This window comes from Rhodococcus sp. AQ5-07 (assembly GCF_009707305.1).
Lineage (GTDB): Bacteria > Actinomycetota > Actinomycetes > Mycobacteriales > Mycobacteriaceae > Rhodococcus_F > Rhodococcus_F erythropolis.
On record NZ_CP046099.1, the window covers coordinates 3,037,019 to 3,056,049 of the forward strand.

Annotated in this window: 15 protein-coding genes; 8 read left to right on the forward strand and 7 right to left on the reverse strand. The window is 60.0% G+C overall.

What is annotated here, in order from left to right:
- Window positions 1-113: 113 nt before the first annotated feature.
- Window positions 114-1,952: a serine aminopeptidase domain-containing protein gene (locus GJB56_RS13905; protein ID WP_162793421.1), complete on the forward strand. Its 1,839-nt coding sequence runs from the start codon at window positions 114-116 to the stop codon at window positions 1,950-1,952.
- Window positions 1,949-3,181: a lipase family protein gene (locus tag GJB56_RS13910; RefSeq protein ID WP_113683183.1), complete on the forward strand. Its 1,233-nt coding sequence runs from the start codon at window positions 1,949-1,951 to the stop codon at window positions 3,179-3,181. Before GJB56_RS13905 ends, GJB56_RS13910 begins: the two co-directional genes overlap by 4 nt.
- On the opposite strand, the gene GJB56_RS13915 is transcribed toward GJB56_RS13910, so the two are convergent.
- The 7 genes from GJB56_RS13915 to GJB56_RS13945 all read right to left on the reverse strand — a co-directional run bounded on the left by GJB56_RS13915 (window position 3,182) and on the right by GJB56_RS13945 (window position 13,000).
- On the reverse strand, window positions 3,182-4,567 hold the full coding sequence (locus GJB56_RS13915) for a glycoside hydrolase family 71 protein (RefSeq protein WP_230091193.1): 1,386 nt from the start codon (window positions 4,565-4,567) through the stop codon (window positions 3,182-3,184).
- A gap of 253 nt (window positions 4,568-4,820) precedes the next feature.
- Window positions 4,821-6,602, reverse strand: coding sequence for a polysaccharide biosynthesis tyrosine autokinase (locus tag GJB56_RS13920; RefSeq protein ID WP_113683185.1), 1,782 nt, complete (start codon window positions 6,600-6,602; stop codon window positions 4,821-4,823).
- On the reverse strand, window positions 6,599-8,014 hold the full coding sequence (locus GJB56_RS13925) for a hypothetical protein (protein ID WP_113683186.1): 1,416 nt from the start codon (window positions 8,012-8,014) through the stop codon (window positions 6,599-6,601). The genes GJB56_RS13920 and GJB56_RS13925 overlap by 4 nt, the downstream gene beginning before the upstream one ends.
- Window positions 8,011-8,814: an SGNH/GDSL hydrolase family protein gene (locus GJB56_RS13930; RefSeq protein ID WP_113683187.1), complete on the reverse strand. Its 804-nt coding sequence runs from the start codon at window positions 8,812-8,814 to the stop codon at window positions 8,011-8,013. The genes GJB56_RS13925 and GJB56_RS13930 overlap by 4 nt, the downstream gene beginning before the upstream one ends.
- On the reverse strand, window positions 8,811-10,247 hold the full coding sequence (locus GJB56_RS13935; protein ID WP_029255875.1) for a hypothetical protein: 1,437 nt from the start codon (window positions 10,245-10,247) through the stop codon (window positions 8,811-8,813). The genes GJB56_RS13930 and GJB56_RS13935 overlap by 4 nt, the downstream gene beginning before the upstream one ends.
- Window positions 10,244-11,548 carry a hypothetical protein gene (locus tag GJB56_RS13940; protein ID WP_154606686.1) on the reverse strand — a complete coding sequence of 435 codons (1,305 nt, stop codon included), beginning with the start codon at window positions 11,546-11,548 and terminating at the stop codon, window positions 10,244-10,246. The genes GJB56_RS13935 and GJB56_RS13940 overlap by 4 nt, the downstream gene beginning before the upstream one ends.
- A gap of 192 nt (window positions 11,549-11,740) precedes the next feature.
- On the reverse strand, window positions 11,741-13,000 hold the full coding sequence (locus GJB56_RS13945) for a hypothetical protein (protein WP_133727854.1): 1,260 nt from the start codon (window positions 12,998-13,000) through the stop codon (window positions 11,741-11,743).
- Window positions 13,001-13,382: 382 nt separating this feature from the next.
- Here GJB56_RS13945 and GJB56_RS13950 point away from each other — a divergent pair, with 382 nt between their 5' ends.
- Genes GJB56_RS13950 through GJB56_RS13975 form a run of 6 tightly spaced genes read left to right on the forward strand, consistent with a single transcriptional unit; the run spans window position 13,383 to window position 19,024 of the window.
- Entirely contained in the window at window positions 13,383-14,774 is a 1,392-nt protein-coding gene (locus tag GJB56_RS13950; protein WP_223257898.1) for a glycosyltransferase family 4 protein, read from the forward strand.
- On the forward strand, window positions 14,771-15,808 hold the full coding sequence (gene gmd, locus GJB56_RS13955; RefSeq protein ID WP_113683189.1) for a GDP-mannose 4,6-dehydratase: 1,038 nt from the start codon (window positions 14,771-14,773) through the stop codon (window positions 15,806-15,808). The genes GJB56_RS13950 and gmd overlap by 4 nt, the downstream gene beginning before the upstream one ends.
- Complete coding sequence (locus tag GJB56_RS13960; protein ID WP_113683335.1) at window positions 15,805-16,785, forward strand: GDP-L-fucose synthase family protein; 981 nt, start codon at window positions 15,805-15,807, stop codon at window positions 16,783-16,785. The genes gmd and GJB56_RS13960 overlap by 4 nt, the downstream gene beginning before the upstream one ends.
- The gene (locus GJB56_RS13965; protein ID WP_113683190.1) at window positions 16,782-17,318 is read left to right on the forward strand and encodes a putative colanic acid biosynthesis acetyltransferase; all 537 of its coding nucleotides are present in this window, start codon (window positions 16,782-16,784) and stop codon (window positions 17,316-17,318) included. Before GJB56_RS13960 ends, GJB56_RS13965 begins: the two co-directional genes overlap by 4 nt.
- Entirely contained in the window at window positions 17,315-18,436 is a 1,122-nt protein-coding gene (locus GJB56_RS13970) for a glycosyltransferase (RefSeq protein ID WP_029255882.1), read from the forward strand. Before GJB56_RS13965 ends, GJB56_RS13970 begins: the two co-directional genes overlap by 4 nt.
- A gap of 33 nt (window positions 18,437-18,469) precedes the next feature.
- On the forward strand, window positions 18,470-19,024 hold the full coding sequence (locus GJB56_RS13975) for a YdcF family protein (RefSeq protein WP_029255883.1): 555 nt from the start codon (window positions 18,470-18,472) through the stop codon (window positions 19,022-19,024).
- Window positions 19,025-19,031 lie beyond the last annotated feature (7 nt).

A 19,031-nucleotide genomic window follows, 5' to 3' on the forward strand; every position in this document is an offset into this window, starting at 1 on the left:
TCGTCGCAAAACATACTTGCGGTATGTTATCCGTAGCGGGAAGTTTACCGGATCCTCGGGAAACCGGAGAACTACGCGAAACTGGCAGGCTGAATCAATGTGTGGAGAGGTCCTTGAACAAGTCGATGGCCAACATGACAAGCGCGATGTCCGCACTACACGTCCCTCATCTCACCCCGCTGGAGACCACCCCTCGACACTTCCGCCACCGCCAGACACCGACCGGGATTCGCACGATTGACACGTGGATTCCAGGCCCAGGCGATAGGGCTCTGTTCGCCTCGCTTCACCTGCCTTCGGATGGTGCCGTGCGCGGCGCCGTCGTCATATGTCCACCCCTTGCGAAGGAACATATCAGCGCTTACCGGGGACTACGCCAACTCGCCCAAGAACTTGCCGAGTACGGATTCCTCGCGCTTCGTTTCGACTATGCAGGACAGGGTGATTCATCCGGCTGCCAGGATGACCCGCTCGCAGTTGCGCAATGGCAAGCCAGCGTTGCGGCAGCCGTTGCGTACGCGCGGCGCGCGGGCATCGAGTCCGTTGCCGTCACAGGTTTGCGCGCAGGGGCACTGATCGCGGCGGCCACCGTCGATACGCTTGGCGACCTACATGCGATGGTCTTGTGGGATCCGGTCATATCCGGTCGGTCCTACGTTCGCGAACTGACTTCGCTGTACCGCGTTTCGGTCGACGACAACCCTCACCACGACGATTGCACATCCATCGTCGGCGGCGTGCTTGATTCCGCTGCGGTGAAAGACCTTTCCGGACTCGACCTCAGCACCTTCGATCCGGGTTCCTCGACGAAGGTCCTCGCCGCGATTCGCCCTGAATTCGCTGCTTCGCCCCGCACTGTTCGGATGCTCGAGCGATCCGGCGCAGAACGCATGTTCGTCGAACGCCAGAATCAGTTCGTATCCCCCAGCAGTTTCGTACTCTCGGTGCCAACGCACGACATCAAACAGATTTCGAGTTGGGTGTCACGTCAATTCGGCGAGGACAAGACTGTCGTCGATCCAGAGATCACGTCGGCGGCGCATGTCGCGACGGCTGACGACGGCGAAGAAGTCTGGGAAACCTTGGAAAGACGGTCCACCGGATCACTCTTTGCAATCTCCACCGCCTCCCGCACGACTAGAAGTCACGCTGCCACTGCGGTCTTTCACAGCACCGCGAACGAACACCGGATCGGGCCGGCCAGGCTGTGGGTCGAGTCCGCTCGAACTCTCGCAGCGCACGGCATCCGCTCGGTTCGCTTCGACAGGATGGGCACAGGAGACAGCGGAACTGTCCTCACCGACGAGAACACCCCCATCGTGTCTCCGGAAGCGCGCCGCAATGTGTTGGATCTGATTGACACCCTCGACGTACCGCCGTCCCGCCGGATGCACGTCGGAATGTGTTCCGGCGCATGGATGGGTGCCTACGTGGCAAGCCAGCGCGGCGCACGGTCCGTGGTGCTTCTCAACATCGTGAATTGGTCGATCAACAATCGACGACCACCAGTGAAGAAAGCACATGTCGATGCAATGGAGTCTGACGTTGCAAACCGAATTTTCGTCGTGGCCAGAACAATTCGCAACGCCGGACGACGAGCCCAGCGGTACGTGCCTTACCCCGTGTGGCTCGGTCTCGGCTTCCTCGGACTGGTCAACGCCCCTGAGTCGATGCTTCGCACCTTGACCCGCCGCGGGACGAAGACCGCAGTGTCCCTCGCGCCTGAAGACGAAGCGTGGTTCGAGGCGAACAGAGGCAGACAAGGTGTCACGCGTCTTTCGAGGTCGAAGAATCCCCCGCACGTCTTGTTCTCAGGCTCCGGTGATCACAATCTGTTCCATCGCAGTTCTCGAGAACGCGTCGGCCGGTTGATAGTTGCCTCTGCACTCGATGCGTTCGGAGACCGAAGACTCGCCGTGTCGAAGCACGACAAGGAGGGACTCGGAGCATGATGCGCACGTCTACCCGGGACGGAATTCGAACGTCGTCCTACGTATTCGTAGTCGTTGCAGCGACAACCGCGGCGCTTCTGACCGGTTGCGCTTCCGACACAGCGCCCGCCGAACCGGCTCCGACGTCCGCACCTCTTCCTTCGATCAGCGCCGACGCCGTCGCGGCCAGAGGCAAACTCGAAAGCACGTCCGCGTTCGACAACGTCGATCCACTGATAACCGGCGTGGGCGCGACTGCCCACCAGATCACGTACCGATCAACCTCAGGCACGGACGGAAGCTCAACGATCGTCTCTGGAGTCGTCTTCGTTCCGGAAGGCGATCCACCACCCGGCGGGCGGTCTGTTGTCACCGTCGGTCACGGCACAACGGGAGTGACTGCGGAGTGCGGACCTTCGATGCACCCGGATCTCCTGGGCTACGCGAGTACGATCGTCCCTTTGATGAAACTGGGATTCGTGGCAGTCATGACCGACTACCAAGGGTTGGGTCCGGCAGGCGGCATCACCCCGTACCTCGATCCGAACACCAGCGCGTTCAACCTGATCGACGGAGTTCGCGCGGCGCGAGAAATGGTCCCGGACACGTCCGGGAAATGGGCAGGACTCGGCGTGTCGATCGGTGGGCAAGCCACATGGGCGGCGGCAGAGTTGTCCGGTTTCTACGCGCCCGAATTGAATTTTGTCGGATCGGTAGCGCTGGCTCCGGCCGCAGATCTTTCCAAGCTCGCCGACTTGGCCCAGTCGCAGTGGCTGACGCATGAACAGCAGATCATGATGTCGTACGTAGTATCTGGGCTGACCGTCGCTCGACCCGGCACCGATCCAGGCAACTACCTACACGGTGCGCTGTCGAGTAACTCTGAGATGTGGTTGGCATGTGCGGGCCCGGCGTTGAAAGAACGCGGCGAACAAGCATCACGACTGAATCCCGCCGATACCCTGCCGAGCTCCGACGAGGCCGGAGCAGTCCTGCGCGACTGGCTCACATCGATCGCCCTTCCGCAGCGTCCGGCCGGAGGACCACTCCTGGTCATCAACGGCGACGCTGATCAGACGATCCGCCCGCAGTGGGTGCAAGAGGCCGTCGACAATGCCTGTGCGTTCGGCGATTCGGTGCAGCACATCGTCAGGGCAGGCCAAACTCACAACAATCTGGATCCGGGGTCCGAGACCGCAGTCTGGCTCCAAGCGCGCTTCAGAGGCGAGCCACCGCCGTCGGACTGCTGACTATCGTCGAAAACTCGAATCGACCAGGTACTCCATGTTCTGAACCGCAGGAGTGGATGCGACGTCGGCATGTGTCTTCGCCGAAGACACTTCCGTCCCGTTCCGAACCACGCTGACCGAGACGGCGCCGACTGCCGATGGAACCGTGCAGATGTCCATCCCTGTATCGGCCCTGCACGTGGTCGTCGTACCGCCGACCGTAACTTTCACTTCGGCACCATCGACCAAGAAGGTCAAAACCTCGATCGTGTCGCGAACCGGGGACGACCCCGCACGCAGAATCATCGGCGATACCGAGGGTAGTGCGGGTTGCGCGGACGACAGCTGGTTCCGATAGGTGACGTACGCGATATCACGTGTAATCGCCGGTGCCGTTCCGGTCTTGAACCAGTCGACAAAATATGCGTTCAGATCGAGCAGCGCACGACCGTGCCCCTCGCTCGGTGCAAACGCCGTACCTTCGCTGTAGTCGTTCCACGAAATTAGTTGCACCCATTCGCTATCCGATTCGCGCGCAATCTGCCAGGTGTTTCGGAGATTCCCAGTGTTCTGCGCTTCGTCGAAAACCGATTGGCTGGGACGCGCATCCTGGAACGAGACCGACTGCATCCATATCTTGCCGAGAGCGTGCGCTCGGTTCACCTGATCCAGTGGCGAGCCGATCCCGGTGTCCGTCACTGGATTGAAGGAAGGGTTACGTCCACCCCACGTCGACATTCCGTAGCTTATCGACGCGAATGAATCCATATTCGTGGTGGAGTTCAGGAAGAGTGGAACGAAGGCCACCTCGATCCCGTAGCGGGCCTTCATGATTTCGAGAAACTGCGACCACCACGCCGGGTCGTGTTTCTCGGCAAGAAACGGCGAAATCACCACCCGGTTGTCCGTCAATCGAAAAACCGACGGCGATGACGCGTACTGCGACAACTCGCCTGCCAGATTCGCGGGGTCCAATGTGCCGAGTTCGCCGTTCATATCCGGCATCAGCATTATTTCGAACGCAGGATCAACCGCAGCCGAAGCAGCGAGAAGTTCGGACGGAACGGACGAAGACCACAACGGGTTCGACGACTTCGTCAGAATGTCAACCGAGAACCCACTGATTCCTGCGTCGATTGCCTGCCGCACTTCATCTTCGAGATCTCGCTGCCTCCACTGTGGGTCAGCTGAAACGGGCCGTGGTTGCGGCCGGTCTCGAAGAAACCCTCCGAATGCGGCGTATGAACCTCGTTCACCGTTCGGATTGAGATACTGAGTGGCGTAATAGTCTTCGCCCGACGGTAGGTTGTCGATCGAAAGGGGATACGGCGGGAAGTAGTGCGCAAAGACCATTTTGCCGGTCGACTGTCCGTTGTCCGGAAGCTCGACGGCGGGATGTGATGACACCGCCACGTCAACCCTCGCGTTTGGGTCCACCCCACCAGAGAGCCTGAGGCCGGACGCTACGAGAAGCGCTGACGACACCAGCGCAATGCCGATTGCAACTGCACGAAATTTCCTGCCCCGCGAACCTTCGATACTCACCCGTTTCCGTTTTCGAGCATCGGCGTTCACCGAATCAGCCACCCCTTCTCACACACGGCCTTACGACGCAATGTCCGGTGAGTTGACATCCCGAACCTGGAAATCGAATTCCAATTCAATTCTGCTGCACAGAATCCGAAGCTTGCGTGGGGTGACTCGACATGGAATCGGAATCGCCGCTTTCACCAGGTGATCTTACCTGCCGCTCATCGGTCGGCAACTCGTCGCTCGACCGGTTTACCTTCGGCGCGACTTTCGTCCGGAGCATCGAGCGCGGGATCGCCACCGTGGGACTGTCCAGATCACTCCGCGTGTAGCGCTCTTCGGTCTCTGCCGGCTCCCATTCGTCGAAATCGATTCGCACACCGTCGGCAATAGATTCACCGGAATCGGCCGAATCATGCTTGTCCACTTCATTCTTCCCGGTCGAGCCCATGCCCGGTTCTGTATGGACCGAATGCGCAGCGGCTCCCCGTTCGACGGGGGGCCACGCGCCGACTCGTTCATTCGATGCATCATTAACCGGAGGCTCGCTCGGCGAAGGCTTGTCGACCACGCTCACTCGGCTGCGGCCCTTGACCGAGCCACTACGTCCGGCACCCGTCAGCACAGCACCCAACAAGTTCGCGCCGGTAGCGCGCAGAGTGGCCACTGCCCCTTCCACCTCGTCCACCGACGAAATACTCTGTGTTGAAACAAGAACCACACCGTCGACGACTGAGCCGATCACAGTCGAATCGGTATAGAGCGATAAAGGTGGGCCCACGACGATCGTGTACTCGAAATTCTCGGTGACCTCCAAAAGCACCTCGCGTGCTGAGACCGATGCGATGGCGTCACCGGAATCGGATCGTATCGAGCCGGCGGGCAGCAGGGTCAATGAGCGACCAGGTACCTGAACGAGCGCGTCCACGAGCGGAATTGCGCCGGCAAGAACGTCGGAAAAGCCGGCTGCCGGTTTCATCCCCAAGTATGAATCCAAGCTCGGCGACCTCAAGTCACCGTCCACCAACAGTACTCGACGTCCCGCTTCGGACAGGACAACCGCGAGATCGGCTGCGATGCACCCCGCAGGCTCCGAGTACCGAGGCGAGGCGATAAGGACCGAACGGATCGCGTCGGCACTCGGGCCGGCGAACTCGATACCTGTCCTGAGCTTGCGTATCGACTCGGCATAGGCGGTCGCGCCGTCGGCGGGGAATGTCAACGCGTGAGATCCCCGCGAAGCCGATTCCGGAACTGTCGCCAAAATCGGTACACCCGCAACGGCCGAGAGCATGGAAGCGCTTCGAACGGATCGATCGAGCCGCCCGAGGAGCACCCGGACGCCGACGCCGACGACCAGGCCACCGACGAGGCCGAACAGGGACGTCATCACGAGATTCGAACCCCCACTGGCATCTTCAGCGTTCGCCTCGGTGACCACCTGGACAGACGTATTCGGACGTCCACCACCGTTAGGGGTCTCCAACTGCCCGACATATTGTGCAAAATTCTTCGCATACGCATTGGCGATACCAGCCGATCCTTCGGCCGTCGAATCCGTGACAGAGACCTGCAAGAGCACAGTTTTCTCCACTGCTGCCGCCGAGACCTGCGAGGCCAACTCGTGTCCGCTCATTGGAAGACCCAGGTCGTCGATCACCTTGACCGCGAGATCGTCGCTCGAAAACAATTGGGCATAGGTCGCCGCTCGTTGTTGAGAAAACAGATCGCCCTGATAGGCACCGGCCGAGTCGGCGCTGATCGGCGAGCCGATGAACAGCACAGTTGTCGACGTGTACGAAGACGGACTCGAAATGGCCATGAAAGCACCGAGGATCAAGCCGAACATCGCGAAGACAGGTACTGCCCACCCCCGCCTCAGGATTCGCGCGGCAGAGCTGAGTGCATTCATGTGTTCGCCTTTCTTGGAGACCGCTGTGTGCGTGTGTCTCCGTCGCGCCGTGGCGTGTGACTTGCCACCGAGTCAGTTGTTTCGGGCCGACCGCCGGGCAACACTGCCCCTCGCCGCCCTCGGCGTGTGGTGGTCAGGAGGACCGAACCTTCGATTTTCGCACCTGCGATTTCCAGATCGTGAATCTTCGTCATCAAGTCCTGCCTGTTCGTCGAATGAGACTGAACGACAAGGATTATCGAACGACACACCTTGGCCAATCGGCTCGAGTCAGCGTACTGCGTCCCGCCGGAGTCGAAGACAACCACAACGTCGAACCTGGCACTCAGATCTCGCAACATGCGTCCGAACGACTCCGACTCGAAGACTCGCTCGGGAGTTTCGGTCGGCGAACCGCTCCGGAGGAGAGTCGGCTGCAGCGGTGTCGAGATCAGAACATCGTCGAGGACGCTGTCCGACATGACGATGTCGGTGACCCCCAACTCGATATGAGCACGCGAGGATCGGAAGTTGCAGTCGACGAGAACCACCGAATACCCCAGAGCGCAAGCAGCATCGGCGATACCGCCAGCTGCGAACCTGCTGATCTCCCCCTCGTCGGCAGCGGTCACGAGCACAGGTGATGCCGGCGTGCCTGACCCGATGAGATCTCGGTTGAACTGCAGTCTCTCGAAAGAACTTCTCGATGCCGACTGAGCACCTTCCTCGGCGGACAGTCCCCTGTCACCGAGGTACGGGATGGACTCGAGCACAGGTAGACCCGTCCAGGCCGCCAATTCGTCGACACCCTGAACTGCTCTCGACCTCGCAGCAGCCAAGATCACACCAGTCACTCCAACCATCGATCCGACGACCAACCCCAGAAGAAGGTTCGGAATCGTCTGCGGGCCAGACGGGCTCGTCGGTGCTGACGCCGTGACGACAGTCAGCGGCTGAACCGTCGGGATCAAAGTCCCACTCGGCGTCTCGAGCCGCCGGATCGTCTCGTTCATCTCATCCGAAGCCGCGTTCGTCAGTTGCAGCGCCCGATCTGCACTGTCGGCGGTCCCAGAGATTTCGAGCAACACGGTGTCGGGCACAACGCGAACCGAAATGCTCTCGACGTCACGAAGACCACTCTCGCCCAGACGACTTGCGACACGGGCCGAGAAGTCGGCACCTTCCGCCAGACGCGTGTACGTACCGGCTCGTTGCTGCGAGAACTCGTCACCTTGGAAAGGGCTCGAATCGGCATTGCCCAGAGTGGTCGGTGTTCCCCACCCTGGCGTGGTGAGAAAGAGTTCGGTCGAGGACTTGAAAGTGGTCGGAGTGAGCATTGTCAACAGAACGCCTACCAGCAGGCCGAGCACTGTCGAGATGCCGACGACAATCCACCTGTCACGAAGGACTTCGAAGAAACGGGACGGGTTCATCGGAGAATCCCACCATTGGGCGCGCCGTCGCGAATCACACCGGAGGCAGTCAGCGATTCCACCAGCTTCTGAGCAATCACTGCATTCCCCACTGCATTCGGATGTACACCGTCCTCGAATTTCAGTGATTCGAGGACGACGTCGGCGTACCAACCGTCTGCAACGGGATCGATCACGGTCGCGGCAACCGATTCCCCGTAACTTCGCAGCGCTGACACGAATTGCTCGTATCCTTCGTACGGCACTGGTGTGACGTATGTCGGCACGATGATCACCAGACGCGCATCCGGCCATGCATCCCGGACGGCGTCGATGTACGACGTCATGACGGGAAACAAATCCATCGGACTCATGTGCAGATCGTTTCGCCCACCGTCCACGAAAATGATGTCCGCTCGATACCGCTCGATCGACACCGGTAGTCGATTCGCGAATCGTGTTGTAGTTCCCTGATACTCCGGTGCGCCGTCGTTGGCGAAACCGGTGCTTCCCTGTGCATCGACATTGCAGTCCCACCCCATCCGGACGCAGATGATTCTCGGGTACGCCCCGAGCCCGATTCCGTTGATGCCCGCAGTGAAGCTGTCGCCGAACCACATCGATGCCGGCGCTGTGTCCGGCGGCAACTGAGGAACCGTGGTCGCTGAGGTGAGGGCGGACCGGCCGTTTTCGGCAGCCGAATTCTGACGCACGGCCAGCGTCGTCGCACAGACGACCAATACCACCAGTAGAGCAAGACCCACGAGTTCCAGCGGGCGACGGGCAGAGATTCTCGACGAGAATCGGCTCGTCCGAGTCATCGAGTCGCCTCCCGTCGTGAGACGAAGAATGCACAGCCGATGATGACGAGGAAGTACGACATCGCTTGCAGCAGTGACCCTCTGAGAAGAATGATCAGGTAGAAGGGCAGGATGCAGGCAAGAATCGTCGGCGCCCTGGACTGGCGCAGCGACATTTCGATTCTTCTGTCCTGAATCCCTGCGATCAGGCCCAGAGCAACCATTCCGGCTATCAACGCGATCCACCCACCGTTGACGAACAACTCGGACCACAACGGCGCAGAAAGGTTCTTGACCGTGTAGTTGCGGCTCTCCGCGAGCAGGATGCCCGTGTCCGTAGCTTTGCCGGGCCAGATGGTCCGCGGAATCCAGAAAAGAACAACTCCGAGTGCCTGCTTGCCATCGGTAACCCCGTGCGTATTCACAAAGTTGACGGTGTTGTTGACCTGCGCAAATGCATCGTAGTCCGGAGACGTGAGCGATTCGAGAGGCGAGCTTGTCTTGAACTGTGCCGACGTGCTGTACCTGAACGCATCGGCGAGCGGAAAGACCAGGACAAGTGCCGCCACGGCAAGCAGGGCAACCACACGGAATCGAACGCGGGTCGCGAAGAGTCCGAAAAGTGCCGCCACGGCGAGTGCTGCAGTACCGAACAGATACCTCGCACTCGAGATCGGATTGAACGTCAACAACAACACGGCTCCGAGCACGATGGCGCAGAGAAGAAACAGACGATCCGCTCCGGGATTCTGATCACGGTATTTGACCACCGCGATGAATGCGACGAGCAAGGACATCATCGCGACGGCGCCGATGATGCTGGCGACCGTGGATTGCCCCAGCGAAGCACTCGCCTGCTCCACCACGGCACTTCGGCTCGACAGAAGCGTCCCTACACCGAGTTTCTTGATGTAGTACGCGTTGGCGACCAGGGCGCAACCGGCAAGAATCAAAACCCGAACGGGATCCACACGCACGCTCGTGGCGTTTCCCCATCGCGTGTCTCTGATTCGACGCCAGACCGCACCGGAGAACACTAATCCCACCAGGAAGCCGACGATCCCCAGAAGGACGATCGAGACCGCCGTCGAGTTGAGGGACGGATCCACTCGCGGCGTCGTAGGAGGAATCTCTCGCAGGCGGAGCTGAGCAAGTGGGGCAAGACCCATGAAGACATAGGTGAAGACCCAGAACGACATCTCGACGAGCCGACGAAAGCCCTCGCCGACAATCCACGCGTAGCGCAATCCCGAAATCGTGGTGACGGCAAGTACCGCCATCCACACGCGCCCTGGGGGTGTCGGAGTGAACTCGACGACTGCGAAAGGCACGATGATCACCATGATCACCGCGGTCCAGATCGCAATCAGTGGTGGCATCAACGAGTCTCGCCGACTGACGTCGAATTCCGCGAACTCGTGAGGCTTTGTCCGCCCGCTGGAAATTGTTTTCACGTGGTCGTCCCGGCCAGTGCGCCTGTTCGTGTTCGGCGCAGGTCGCCGGGTTCGGAACGATCAACAGTGGACGGCACGATCGCAGGGCTTTCGCGGCCAGAGTGCTTCCGTTGGGCAGCAACCACCAGGCAGACTGCGACCAAGATGGATGAGAGCGCCAGTCCGATCGCGACTCCGACCGCGGTTCCAGTGAGGGCTGCAGCCGCACTGCAGATGACAATTGCCGTGAGACTCTGGACGATTCGCAGTTTGAGCAGTCGTCCACTGGCTCCTTGAGTGCGGTAAAGATTGTAAACGCCCGCTATCCAACAGATCGCCGCGTACTCGAGTCCGAGAAACGGCAGGACATGGCGCGCCTCGGCCCAGGACTCTCCGAGAACGACCCGGCCGAGTGCATCTGGAAGGAAGGGAGCGGCAAATCCGATCGTTGCCGCCATCGCGGATGTGAGCCACGCTGCATAGCGCAGTGTGCTCCACACCTGGCGCGCGGTGTGGCCGGCCCGAACGGATTCGGGAATGACGATCAGTGGTAGCGAACTGATCAGCACGGCGAACGGACCCAGAACGGTCACTGCTCCGCGCAAAGACGCGGCAGCCACCGTTCCGATGAAGGCTGTGGACACCGCGACGATCACGATTGCGGCCAGTTGGTCGATACCGCTCTCGAATCCGAACCGGATTCGATGGGTCCAGAACGACGTCCACCAGCGATACAGACCAGTCAGTCGCGGTAGCGTCTGTACGCGAATCATCAGGTAAACGAGTGCAAGCGCTCCGGCGAGGGACCACAGCCAGATCATCTCAGCGATCGAAAGTGCCTCTGGTCGAAGCCAAGTTACGACAAGCACACCGAACGCCACACTGGCCCACAACGCGTCGCTGAAGAACGCATGTTCCGGTTCTCCCATCGACATCGCGGTGAACCGCAAGGCATCCTGCGCGAGGACAACCGGTGCGGCGACGGCGTATGCAATCCCCACCTGCGGTTCGTGCAGGAAAACAGAGACTCCGAGGGCAACGATCCCGACTACGATTCCGAAGAAGGCCGCACCCGAGATCGCATGTCTGCTCTCCGTGCGAATCCTGTTGCGGCTGTATGCACTCATCAACAGCAGCGGTGTGCCCACTGCGCCTCGAACGAATCCGAGCGCAGCCGTGAGGATGGAGAAAACGAGGATCGCCAGACCGAACTCACTCACGGACGACGGGCCTGCCATCGCGAACAGAATCAACGCGTTGCTGACACTGGACAGCACCTGATCACCCGCGCTGAACAGCACGCGCAGTTTGAGACCCGCCACGTCTCTCACCTCCCCCCTTGCGCTCGCCGCATTCCAAGACTTCGATGTTCCGCGACCGAGATTTCAAGACCTAGATCAATTTGAAACCATCGGTCGGCTCAGTTCACTCAAAACAGTCTATAGGATTGTTTACTGCGAAGTAGCCGAGGAGTACGAAGCGCCTGCAGACGCACCGTGGGACGCAGGTTTCCGCTATCGCTCGCCGAAGTAAAATCCTGTTTCCATCGTGACGTCGGCACCCGACAGGCCAGCGGCAGTCTTCACCGCCGCCATCAGTGAGGCCTTCGCGACATGTCCACCGGAATGACTGAACGTGCAATCGGAGACGTTCCCAGTCGCCCGAATGTTGATCGACAGCGCGTTCGGGGCGTAGGTCTGCATGCCACCGGAGTACACGAGTCGGCCATCCAGCTTCGCATACGGTCGATCGGCTGGGAGACGAAAACACGACATACTGGTGGTCAGAGGCTGTTCCACAATCTCGTCACCTTCGCCGGACCCACCGCTGGATCCGTGCCTGTAGTCAGCTGTGCGCGCAACCACCTCGCCTACTGATCGACGGATCAGCGCCTCACCCGACCGAATTCGCGACGACAGTTCACGCGCTACGTCCGCAGGGTCATCGACCGACCAATCGGCCCGAAATGGTATGTGACTGAACGCATTCCCATCGGTGAGCCCGAGAACCGGGGAATACGAGCGAAGGTCCGCCACCACGTGATGACTCTCGTGAGCCCCACGTCGCAACGCGGCGAGTAGTGCGCAGTAGAAGTAGACCGACGGCAATTTGCGATCAGTACTGCCCTCGAGCCGGGCGAAATACCACCACGCGCGCGAATCCAATGCATCAATGCCCGACTCGTCCGGGCGAGCAACAGGACGCGGAACCTCCTTCCGCATAGCGACAATCTGCCGTATCGCGCCGAAAGATGCTTTGGGACGAGCGACGGACATCCGAAGTCCGCCCTCGACGATCCTGCGCGCAGTCAACGGCCGCCGGTCCTGACGATCGGGCGCATAGTCAGGACTCAACCCACTCAATGCCAGAAAGAGTCGTTCCGACTTCGGCATGAACACGGTCTCGTCACCGAATCGGTGCGAGTAGATCAGTCCGAGCATTCCGGCACTTACAACCAACACGATTGTCGACGGGTCGACGAGGCGACTGTTGTGGAAGAAACTCACGAAGACCTTGTTGAATTCGTCGACATCGACGGTGTCGAACTCGTCGGGGAGATCGCCTGCCACGTCGTCGAGCACCAGATGCTCGGGTTCGATTTCGGATTCATCGACTCGGCGCACCAGCACGACGCGCACACGGATGTCGTCCGCGGGATCGAAAACATTGCTGATCCACACCGAAATCGCGTCGTCGACTACTGACGGTACAACTGTCGCAAACGCCTGCTGAGTATTGCAGCAGTAGATGTTCCCCCACGGATCAGACCTCATCATTTCCCCTCTGCCGCTGAATACACAACAAACCGCAAGACGGTCAAAGTGCGATCGAACATTCACGCAGACCATTGCATGAGCACAGAATTGCACATGGTGCGAGAGCGCAGAATCTGGACCCGCCCGGACGCACACCACCCACCTCGACGCAACTATCACCAGAATCACATCCATCCAGTTATTTTTCGGCTAAATCAGTCGTCCAGACGGTTGCATGTCGGAATCCACCAGAGCGATTCGCCCATTTTGTCGAGTCCATCCAGCTGACCAGGTTGATAAACCGCCCTACTGGCGCTTAAATAGCTTGAATAAAACCGTTTGACTGTTTAACGCGCATTTTCCCAACCGGAGGTTCGTCATCAGTACACAGACCGACCAGATGCACGAGCACCCTGTCGACGATTCGGCGATTCCCGAGTTACCGACAAGTGCCACTGTCGGCTCGCTGAACATCACAATCCTCGGCATCAACTACGCGCCGGAAACCACGGGGATAGCTCCGTACATGACGGACCTTGCCGAATCGCTCGGTGAGCGCGGACACGAGGTGCACGTTGTCACCGGGTACCCGCACTATCCGGCATGGGAAATCGACGCTTCGTATCAGGGACGGTCGATAGACGAGGTCGTGAACGGCGTTCATGTTCACCGACGCCGCCACTTCGTGCCGAACCCACCGAACGCATTGGGACGAATCAAAATGGAGCTGAGTTTCGGCGCACGTGCCGCCAGCTCCGGGTGGAACACACCTGATGTGATCGTGTGTACCAGTCCGGCATTGCTGGCCACTGCGATGGTCCTCGGACGTGCTCGGCTGACGCCCAAACGTCCGGCCATCGGGGTCTGGGTCCACGACTTGTACGGACAAGGCGTCGTGGAGACCGGCGCGATGACAGGCCGCAGTGCCCGCGCAACGTCGAAGCTCGAGGCGGCTGTCGTGAAGTCCGCCGACGGAATCGCCGTCGTCCATGACCGTTTCGTCGACCACGTCGTCAACGAACTTCACGTCCCACGCGAACGAGTCACCGTCGTTCGGAACTGGACGCATGTGGCACCGATCGATGTGGACGATCTCACCGCCGCACGCACCAGATTCGGGTGGTCGCCCGACGAAACCATAGTTCTGCACACCGGAAACATGGGCGTGAAGCAAGGTTTGGAGAATGTGGTGGAGGCGGCTCGACTCGCCGACGAGCAGAATCTGCCCATCCGATTCGTTCTGGTCGGCGACGGCAATCAGCGACCGAACCTCGAAGCCGCGGCAGTGGGAGTCAATCGAATCGACTTCGTCCGTCCACTCGACGACCAGGACTTCCGTACTGCCATGGCCGCCGCTGACGTTCTACTGGTCAACGAGGCACCCGGAATCGTCGGGATGGCAGTGCCGAGCAAGTTGACGTCGTACTTCAGCAGCGGTACCCCGATCGTCGCCGCGACCGACGTGGCATCCACGACTGCTGACGAGATCCGTGCTTCCGGTGCCGGCGTCGTCACGCAGAACGGCGATCCCGCCGGCCTGCTCACCGCGGCCCTACAACTCGCGGGCGACGCGGAGACCTCCGCCAGGCTTGGCGCCGCCGGGGTCCGGTACTGCGCTACCGCGGTCGGTAAAACCGCGTCCATCGACAAATGCGAACAGTGGATCCGCGACCTGGTGGCCGGCCGGAGTCAGCACGCGAGCCACTCGGAACAACACGTCACACATCTCGACGCACATCTCGACTCGGATCCGAAGACGACGAACACAGACAAGGCAGCTGACGCTCGATGACCAAACGCGCACTCATCACAGGGATCACCGGACAGGACGGTTCCTATCTGGCAGAACTGTTGTTGGCCAAAGGTTATGAAGTACATGGATTGATCAGACGCGCATCAACTTTCAACACGTCACGCATCGATCACCTCTATCAGGACCCTCACGAACAGGGCGCACGGCTGTTCTTGCACTACGGTGACCTGTCCGACGGCGCACGACTCGTCACGCTCTTGTCGAAGATCGCACCAGACGAGGTGTACAACCTCGCTGCGCAGTCGCACGTGCGGGTCAGCTTCGACGAGCCCGAACACACCGGCAACACAACCGGAATCGGGTCTATTCGTTTGCTCGAAGCAGTCCGCATGACGGGATTGCAGTGTCGCTTCTACCAGGCTTCGAGTTCGGAAATGTTCGGAGCCAGTCCGCCTCCACAGCACGAGGACACTCCGTTCTATCCTCGGTCGCCGTACGGTGCCGCAAAGGTGTACTCGTATTGGGTCACCAGGAACTATCGCGAGGCCTACGGAATTCACGCAGTGAACGGGATCCTCTTCAATCACGAGTCACCCCGCCGCGGTGAAACATTCGTCACGAGAAAGATCACGCGTGCAGTCGCACGGATCCAGGCCGGGATCGAAGATTCGCTGTACCTGGGCAATTTGGACGCGGTAAGGGACTGGGGCTACGCACCCGAGTACGTCGAGGGTATGTGGCGGATGCTTCAAGTCGACGAACCAGATGACTACGTGTTGGCCACTGGAGGAAACTTCACGGTCCAGGATTTTGTCGTGGCCTCATTCGAACACGTTGGTCTCGACTGGCAGAAGTACGTCAAATTCGATCCTCGTTACCTTCGCCCGACAGAGGTGGACGCTCTGGTCGGCGACGCAGGCAAAGCCGAGGACAAATTGGGCTGGAAAGCGACAGTACAGACCCCAGAATTGGCTCGAATCATGATGGACGCCGACATCGCAGCATTGGCACATGCCGGCACACCGTGGATCGACACGCCACATCTCCCTGATTGGAAGATCTCGCTCTCATGATCACGACGAAATCGATTGCACCTCTTGATCGCAGCGCCCCGACATACATCGCCGGACACAAGGGGCTAGTGGGATCCGCGCTGTGGCGCAAGCTCGAGCAGAGTGGCTTCACCGACCTGATCGGCCGCACATCTGCCGAACTCGATCTGCGAAACCGCGCAGACGTGTTCGCCTTCTTCGAAGCCACCACACCGTCGTGCGTTGTCTTGGCTGCCGCGAAGGTCGGGGGAATCGTCGCGAACAACACATATCCGGTCGACTTCATCTCCGACAACCTCCAGATCCAGACCAACGTGCTCGACGCAGCGCTGCGGCACGGCGTGCGTCGATTGCTGTTCCTCGGGTCCTCGTGCATCTACCCGCGCCTGGCACCACAGCCGATCACCGAAGATCAATTACTGAACGGCCATCTCGAACCGACCAACGACGCATATGCGATCGCCAAGATTGCGGGAATCATCCAGGTCCAGGCCGTTCGCAGGCAGTTCGGGTTGCCCTGGATCTCGGCGATGCCGACAAGCCTGTACGGACCCGGCGACAACTTCTCGGAGAATGTTTCGCACGTACTTCCTGCGATGATCCGCCGTCTCGACCAAGCCAAGAAGGATGGAGTTGAATCCGTCACGAACTGGGGTTCTGGGAGCCCACGTCGAGAATTCCTCCACGTGGACGACTTGGCCGACGCACTCCTTCACCTACTCGACACCTTCGACGAGTCCGGACACATCAACGTCGGTACCGGTCACGACGAAACCATCAAAGATCTCGCAAACATTGTGGCCGAAGCAGTCGGATACGAAGGCCGAATAGACTGGGACACAAGCAAGCCCGATGGTGCACCGCGCAAACTACTCGACGTGTCCACACTGATGGCCACCGGTTGGCAACCACAGATCACAACCCGCGAGGGCATCGAGTCGACCGTTGCCTGGTATCGCGAGCACGTACGGGACTCGTCTGCAGCGGTCCGACTGTGAGCACAATCCGCACTCTGTCCGGATTCACCGGTGCCGGATACGACAAGGGACGCGGTCCGCTGGTTCAAATCTCCTGGCTCGTGATTTCCGGTGTACTGCTTTCTCATTGGTGGTGCCCCAACGGGATACGCGTTGCAGTTCTCCGGCGGTTCGGTGCAGACATCGCCGACGGGGTCCTGATTCGGCACCGCGTCCGTATCCACTGGCCGTGGAAGCTCACGGTCGGAGCAGACTCGTGGATCGGCGAGGGAACCTGGATACTCAATCTCGAACCCGTCGCGATAGGGGCGAACACGGCTATCTCGCAGGATGTCCTCCTGTGTACGGGCAGTCATGATCACCGAAGTCCCACATTCGAGTTCGACAATGCCCCCATCGTCATCGGCGACCAGGCATGGATCGCCGCCCGCGCGACGATACTCCGAGGTGTAACGATCGGGGACCACGCAATCGTCGGCGCGACGGCTTTGGTGACGTCCGATGTTTCCGCCGGAACCACGATGTTGGCGCCACGGGCCGGCACTGCACGATGAAGATACTGCAGATCGTCACTCTCTTCTCACCGGACGCCGCTTACGGAGGGCCTATCCGGGTCGCCCTCAATCAGTCGAAAGCATTGCAGGACAATGGCCATGACGTAACTATCGTCGCAGGTGAGCGTGGGTACGCGGTGCCCCCGACACGCGAGCAGGGTATCGCTCTGAAATTGTTTCCGGCGCGAACCGTGATCCCCAAGATCGGGTACGCGGGAATCGGCGCGCCGTCGATGCTTGTGTGGCTTCGCAAGCACATCCGAGAATTCGACGTCGTGCACATTCATCTCGCGCGCGACCTGGTGACCCTTCCTGCCGCCAAGTTGGCTCTTGCATACGGCATTCCAGTTTTCGCACAGACTCACGGGATGATCGACGAAACAGACAAGCTGCTGGCAAGACCGTTGGACGCTGCTCTCACGATCCCGGTCCTCAAACGCGCACGGACAGTGTTCTATCTCACCGAACGAGAACATGCAGACCTGCAGTCCGTTGTCGGAGACGGTCGCCTCAACTTGGTGGAACTCAACAACGGGATTCCGGAGGCGGAAGACCTCGAGTCGCCGCCTGTGGACAGATGCGACCCGCCCGAGGTCCTGTACCTCGCACGATTACAGGCAAGAAAGCGACCCCAGGTCTTCGTCGAAGCCGCAAAAGAGTTGTTGGACAGCGGACACACGGCGCACTTTTCGATAGTCGGACCGGATGAGGGCGAAGCAGAAGCCGTCAACCGACTGATCGACCGCTCCGGGCACAGCAGTGTCATCCGGTACGAAGGCCCACTTCCGTTCGACAAGTCTGCCGCACGATTTCGTCAAGCCGCGGTATACGTCTTGCCCTCCGTGAACGAGCCGTTCCCAATGTCCGTACTCGAAGCGATGGCCGCTGGACTGCCCGTAGTCGTCACCGACACGTGTGGCCTCGCACCACTGATTCGCGACGGTCGCTGTGGCCTCGTGATCGACAACGCCACCGAGTCACTGACTGCGGCGATCTCGTCGCTCTTGAAGGATCCCGTCGTCGCAGCAGAGATGGGCGCCCGCGCGCGAAATGTTGCTCGCGAACGACTAGGAATGCCTGCCGTTCGTGCGGTGCTCGAAACCCAGTACGGGCTCTGAGCGGCTCCCACATCTGCACTACAGGAAGTAATTGTGAAATCCACTCGCCCCAAGGTCCGTCGACGCATACTCGTTCTCAGCGGGATTGTCGGCGGACTTACTGCAATCACTGCCGCCGGCTGGCCGGTCTACGTCGATCCGGTGATCGACACACCCGAAATGGCCGACGCGATAGTTGTTCTCGGCGGTGATCACGACGGCAGAGAAGAGTACGGACTGTCCTTGGCCGAGCAGGGCTACGCGCCCCAGATCATCTTTTCGAATCCGTATCGAAGCAATGATCCGAAGATCAACGCGATATGCGAGGGAACCTACGACTTCGAGGTCAGCTGTTTCAAGCCAGATCCGTCGACCACGCGTGGTGAAGGACAGGAGATTCGGCGTCGCGCAGAGGCACAGGGATGGAAGCGCGTCATCGTTGTGACCTTCGTTCCCCATGTCTCTCGCAGTCGCTACATCATCAACCGCTGCTGGGACGGTGACATCGACGTAGTCGCGGACCCCCGACCACTTCCGGTCTGGGTCTGGGCCGCGAACTACGTGTGGCAAACCGCCGGGTATGTTCGCGCCCAGTTCCAGGAATGCTGACCGCCTC

Bases quoted from the DNA above. Each gene is read 5' to 3' on its own strand.
- GJB56_RS13910 (WP_113683183.1), top strand. From the start codon at position 1,949: ATGATGCGCACGTCTACCCGGGACGGAATTCGAACGTCGTCCTACGTA.
- GJB56_RS13920 (WP_113683185.1), bottom strand. From the start codon at position 6,602: ATGAATGCACTCAGCTCTGCCGCGCGAATCCTGAGGCGGGGGTGGGCA.
- GJB56_RS13925 (WP_113683186.1), bottom strand. From the start codon at position 8,014: ATGAACCCGTCCCGTTTCTTCGAAGTCCTTCGTGACAGGTGGATTGTC.
- GJB56_RS13930 (WP_113683187.1), bottom strand. From the start codon at position 8,814: ATGACTCGGACGAGCCGATTCTCGTCGAGAATCTCTGCCCGTCGCCCG.
- GJB56_RS13945 (WP_133727854.1), bottom strand. From the start codon at position 13,000: ATGAGGTCTGATCCGTGGGGGAACATCTACTGCTGCAATACTCAGCAG.
- GJB56_RS13950 (WP_223257898.1), top strand. From the start codon at position 13,383: ATGCACGAGCACCCTGTCGACGATTCGGCGATTCCCGAGTTACCGACA.
- gmd (WP_113683189.1), top strand. From the start codon at position 14,771: ATGACCAAACGCGCACTCATCACAGGGATCACCGGACAGGACGGTTCC.
- GJB56_RS13960 (WP_113683335.1), top strand. From the start codon at position 15,805: ATGATCACGACGAAATCGATTGCACCTCTTGATCGCAGCGCCCCGACA.
- GJB56_RS13970 (WP_029255882.1), top strand. From the start codon at position 17,315: ATGAAGATACTGCAGATCGTCACTCTCTTCTCACCGGACGCCGCTTAC.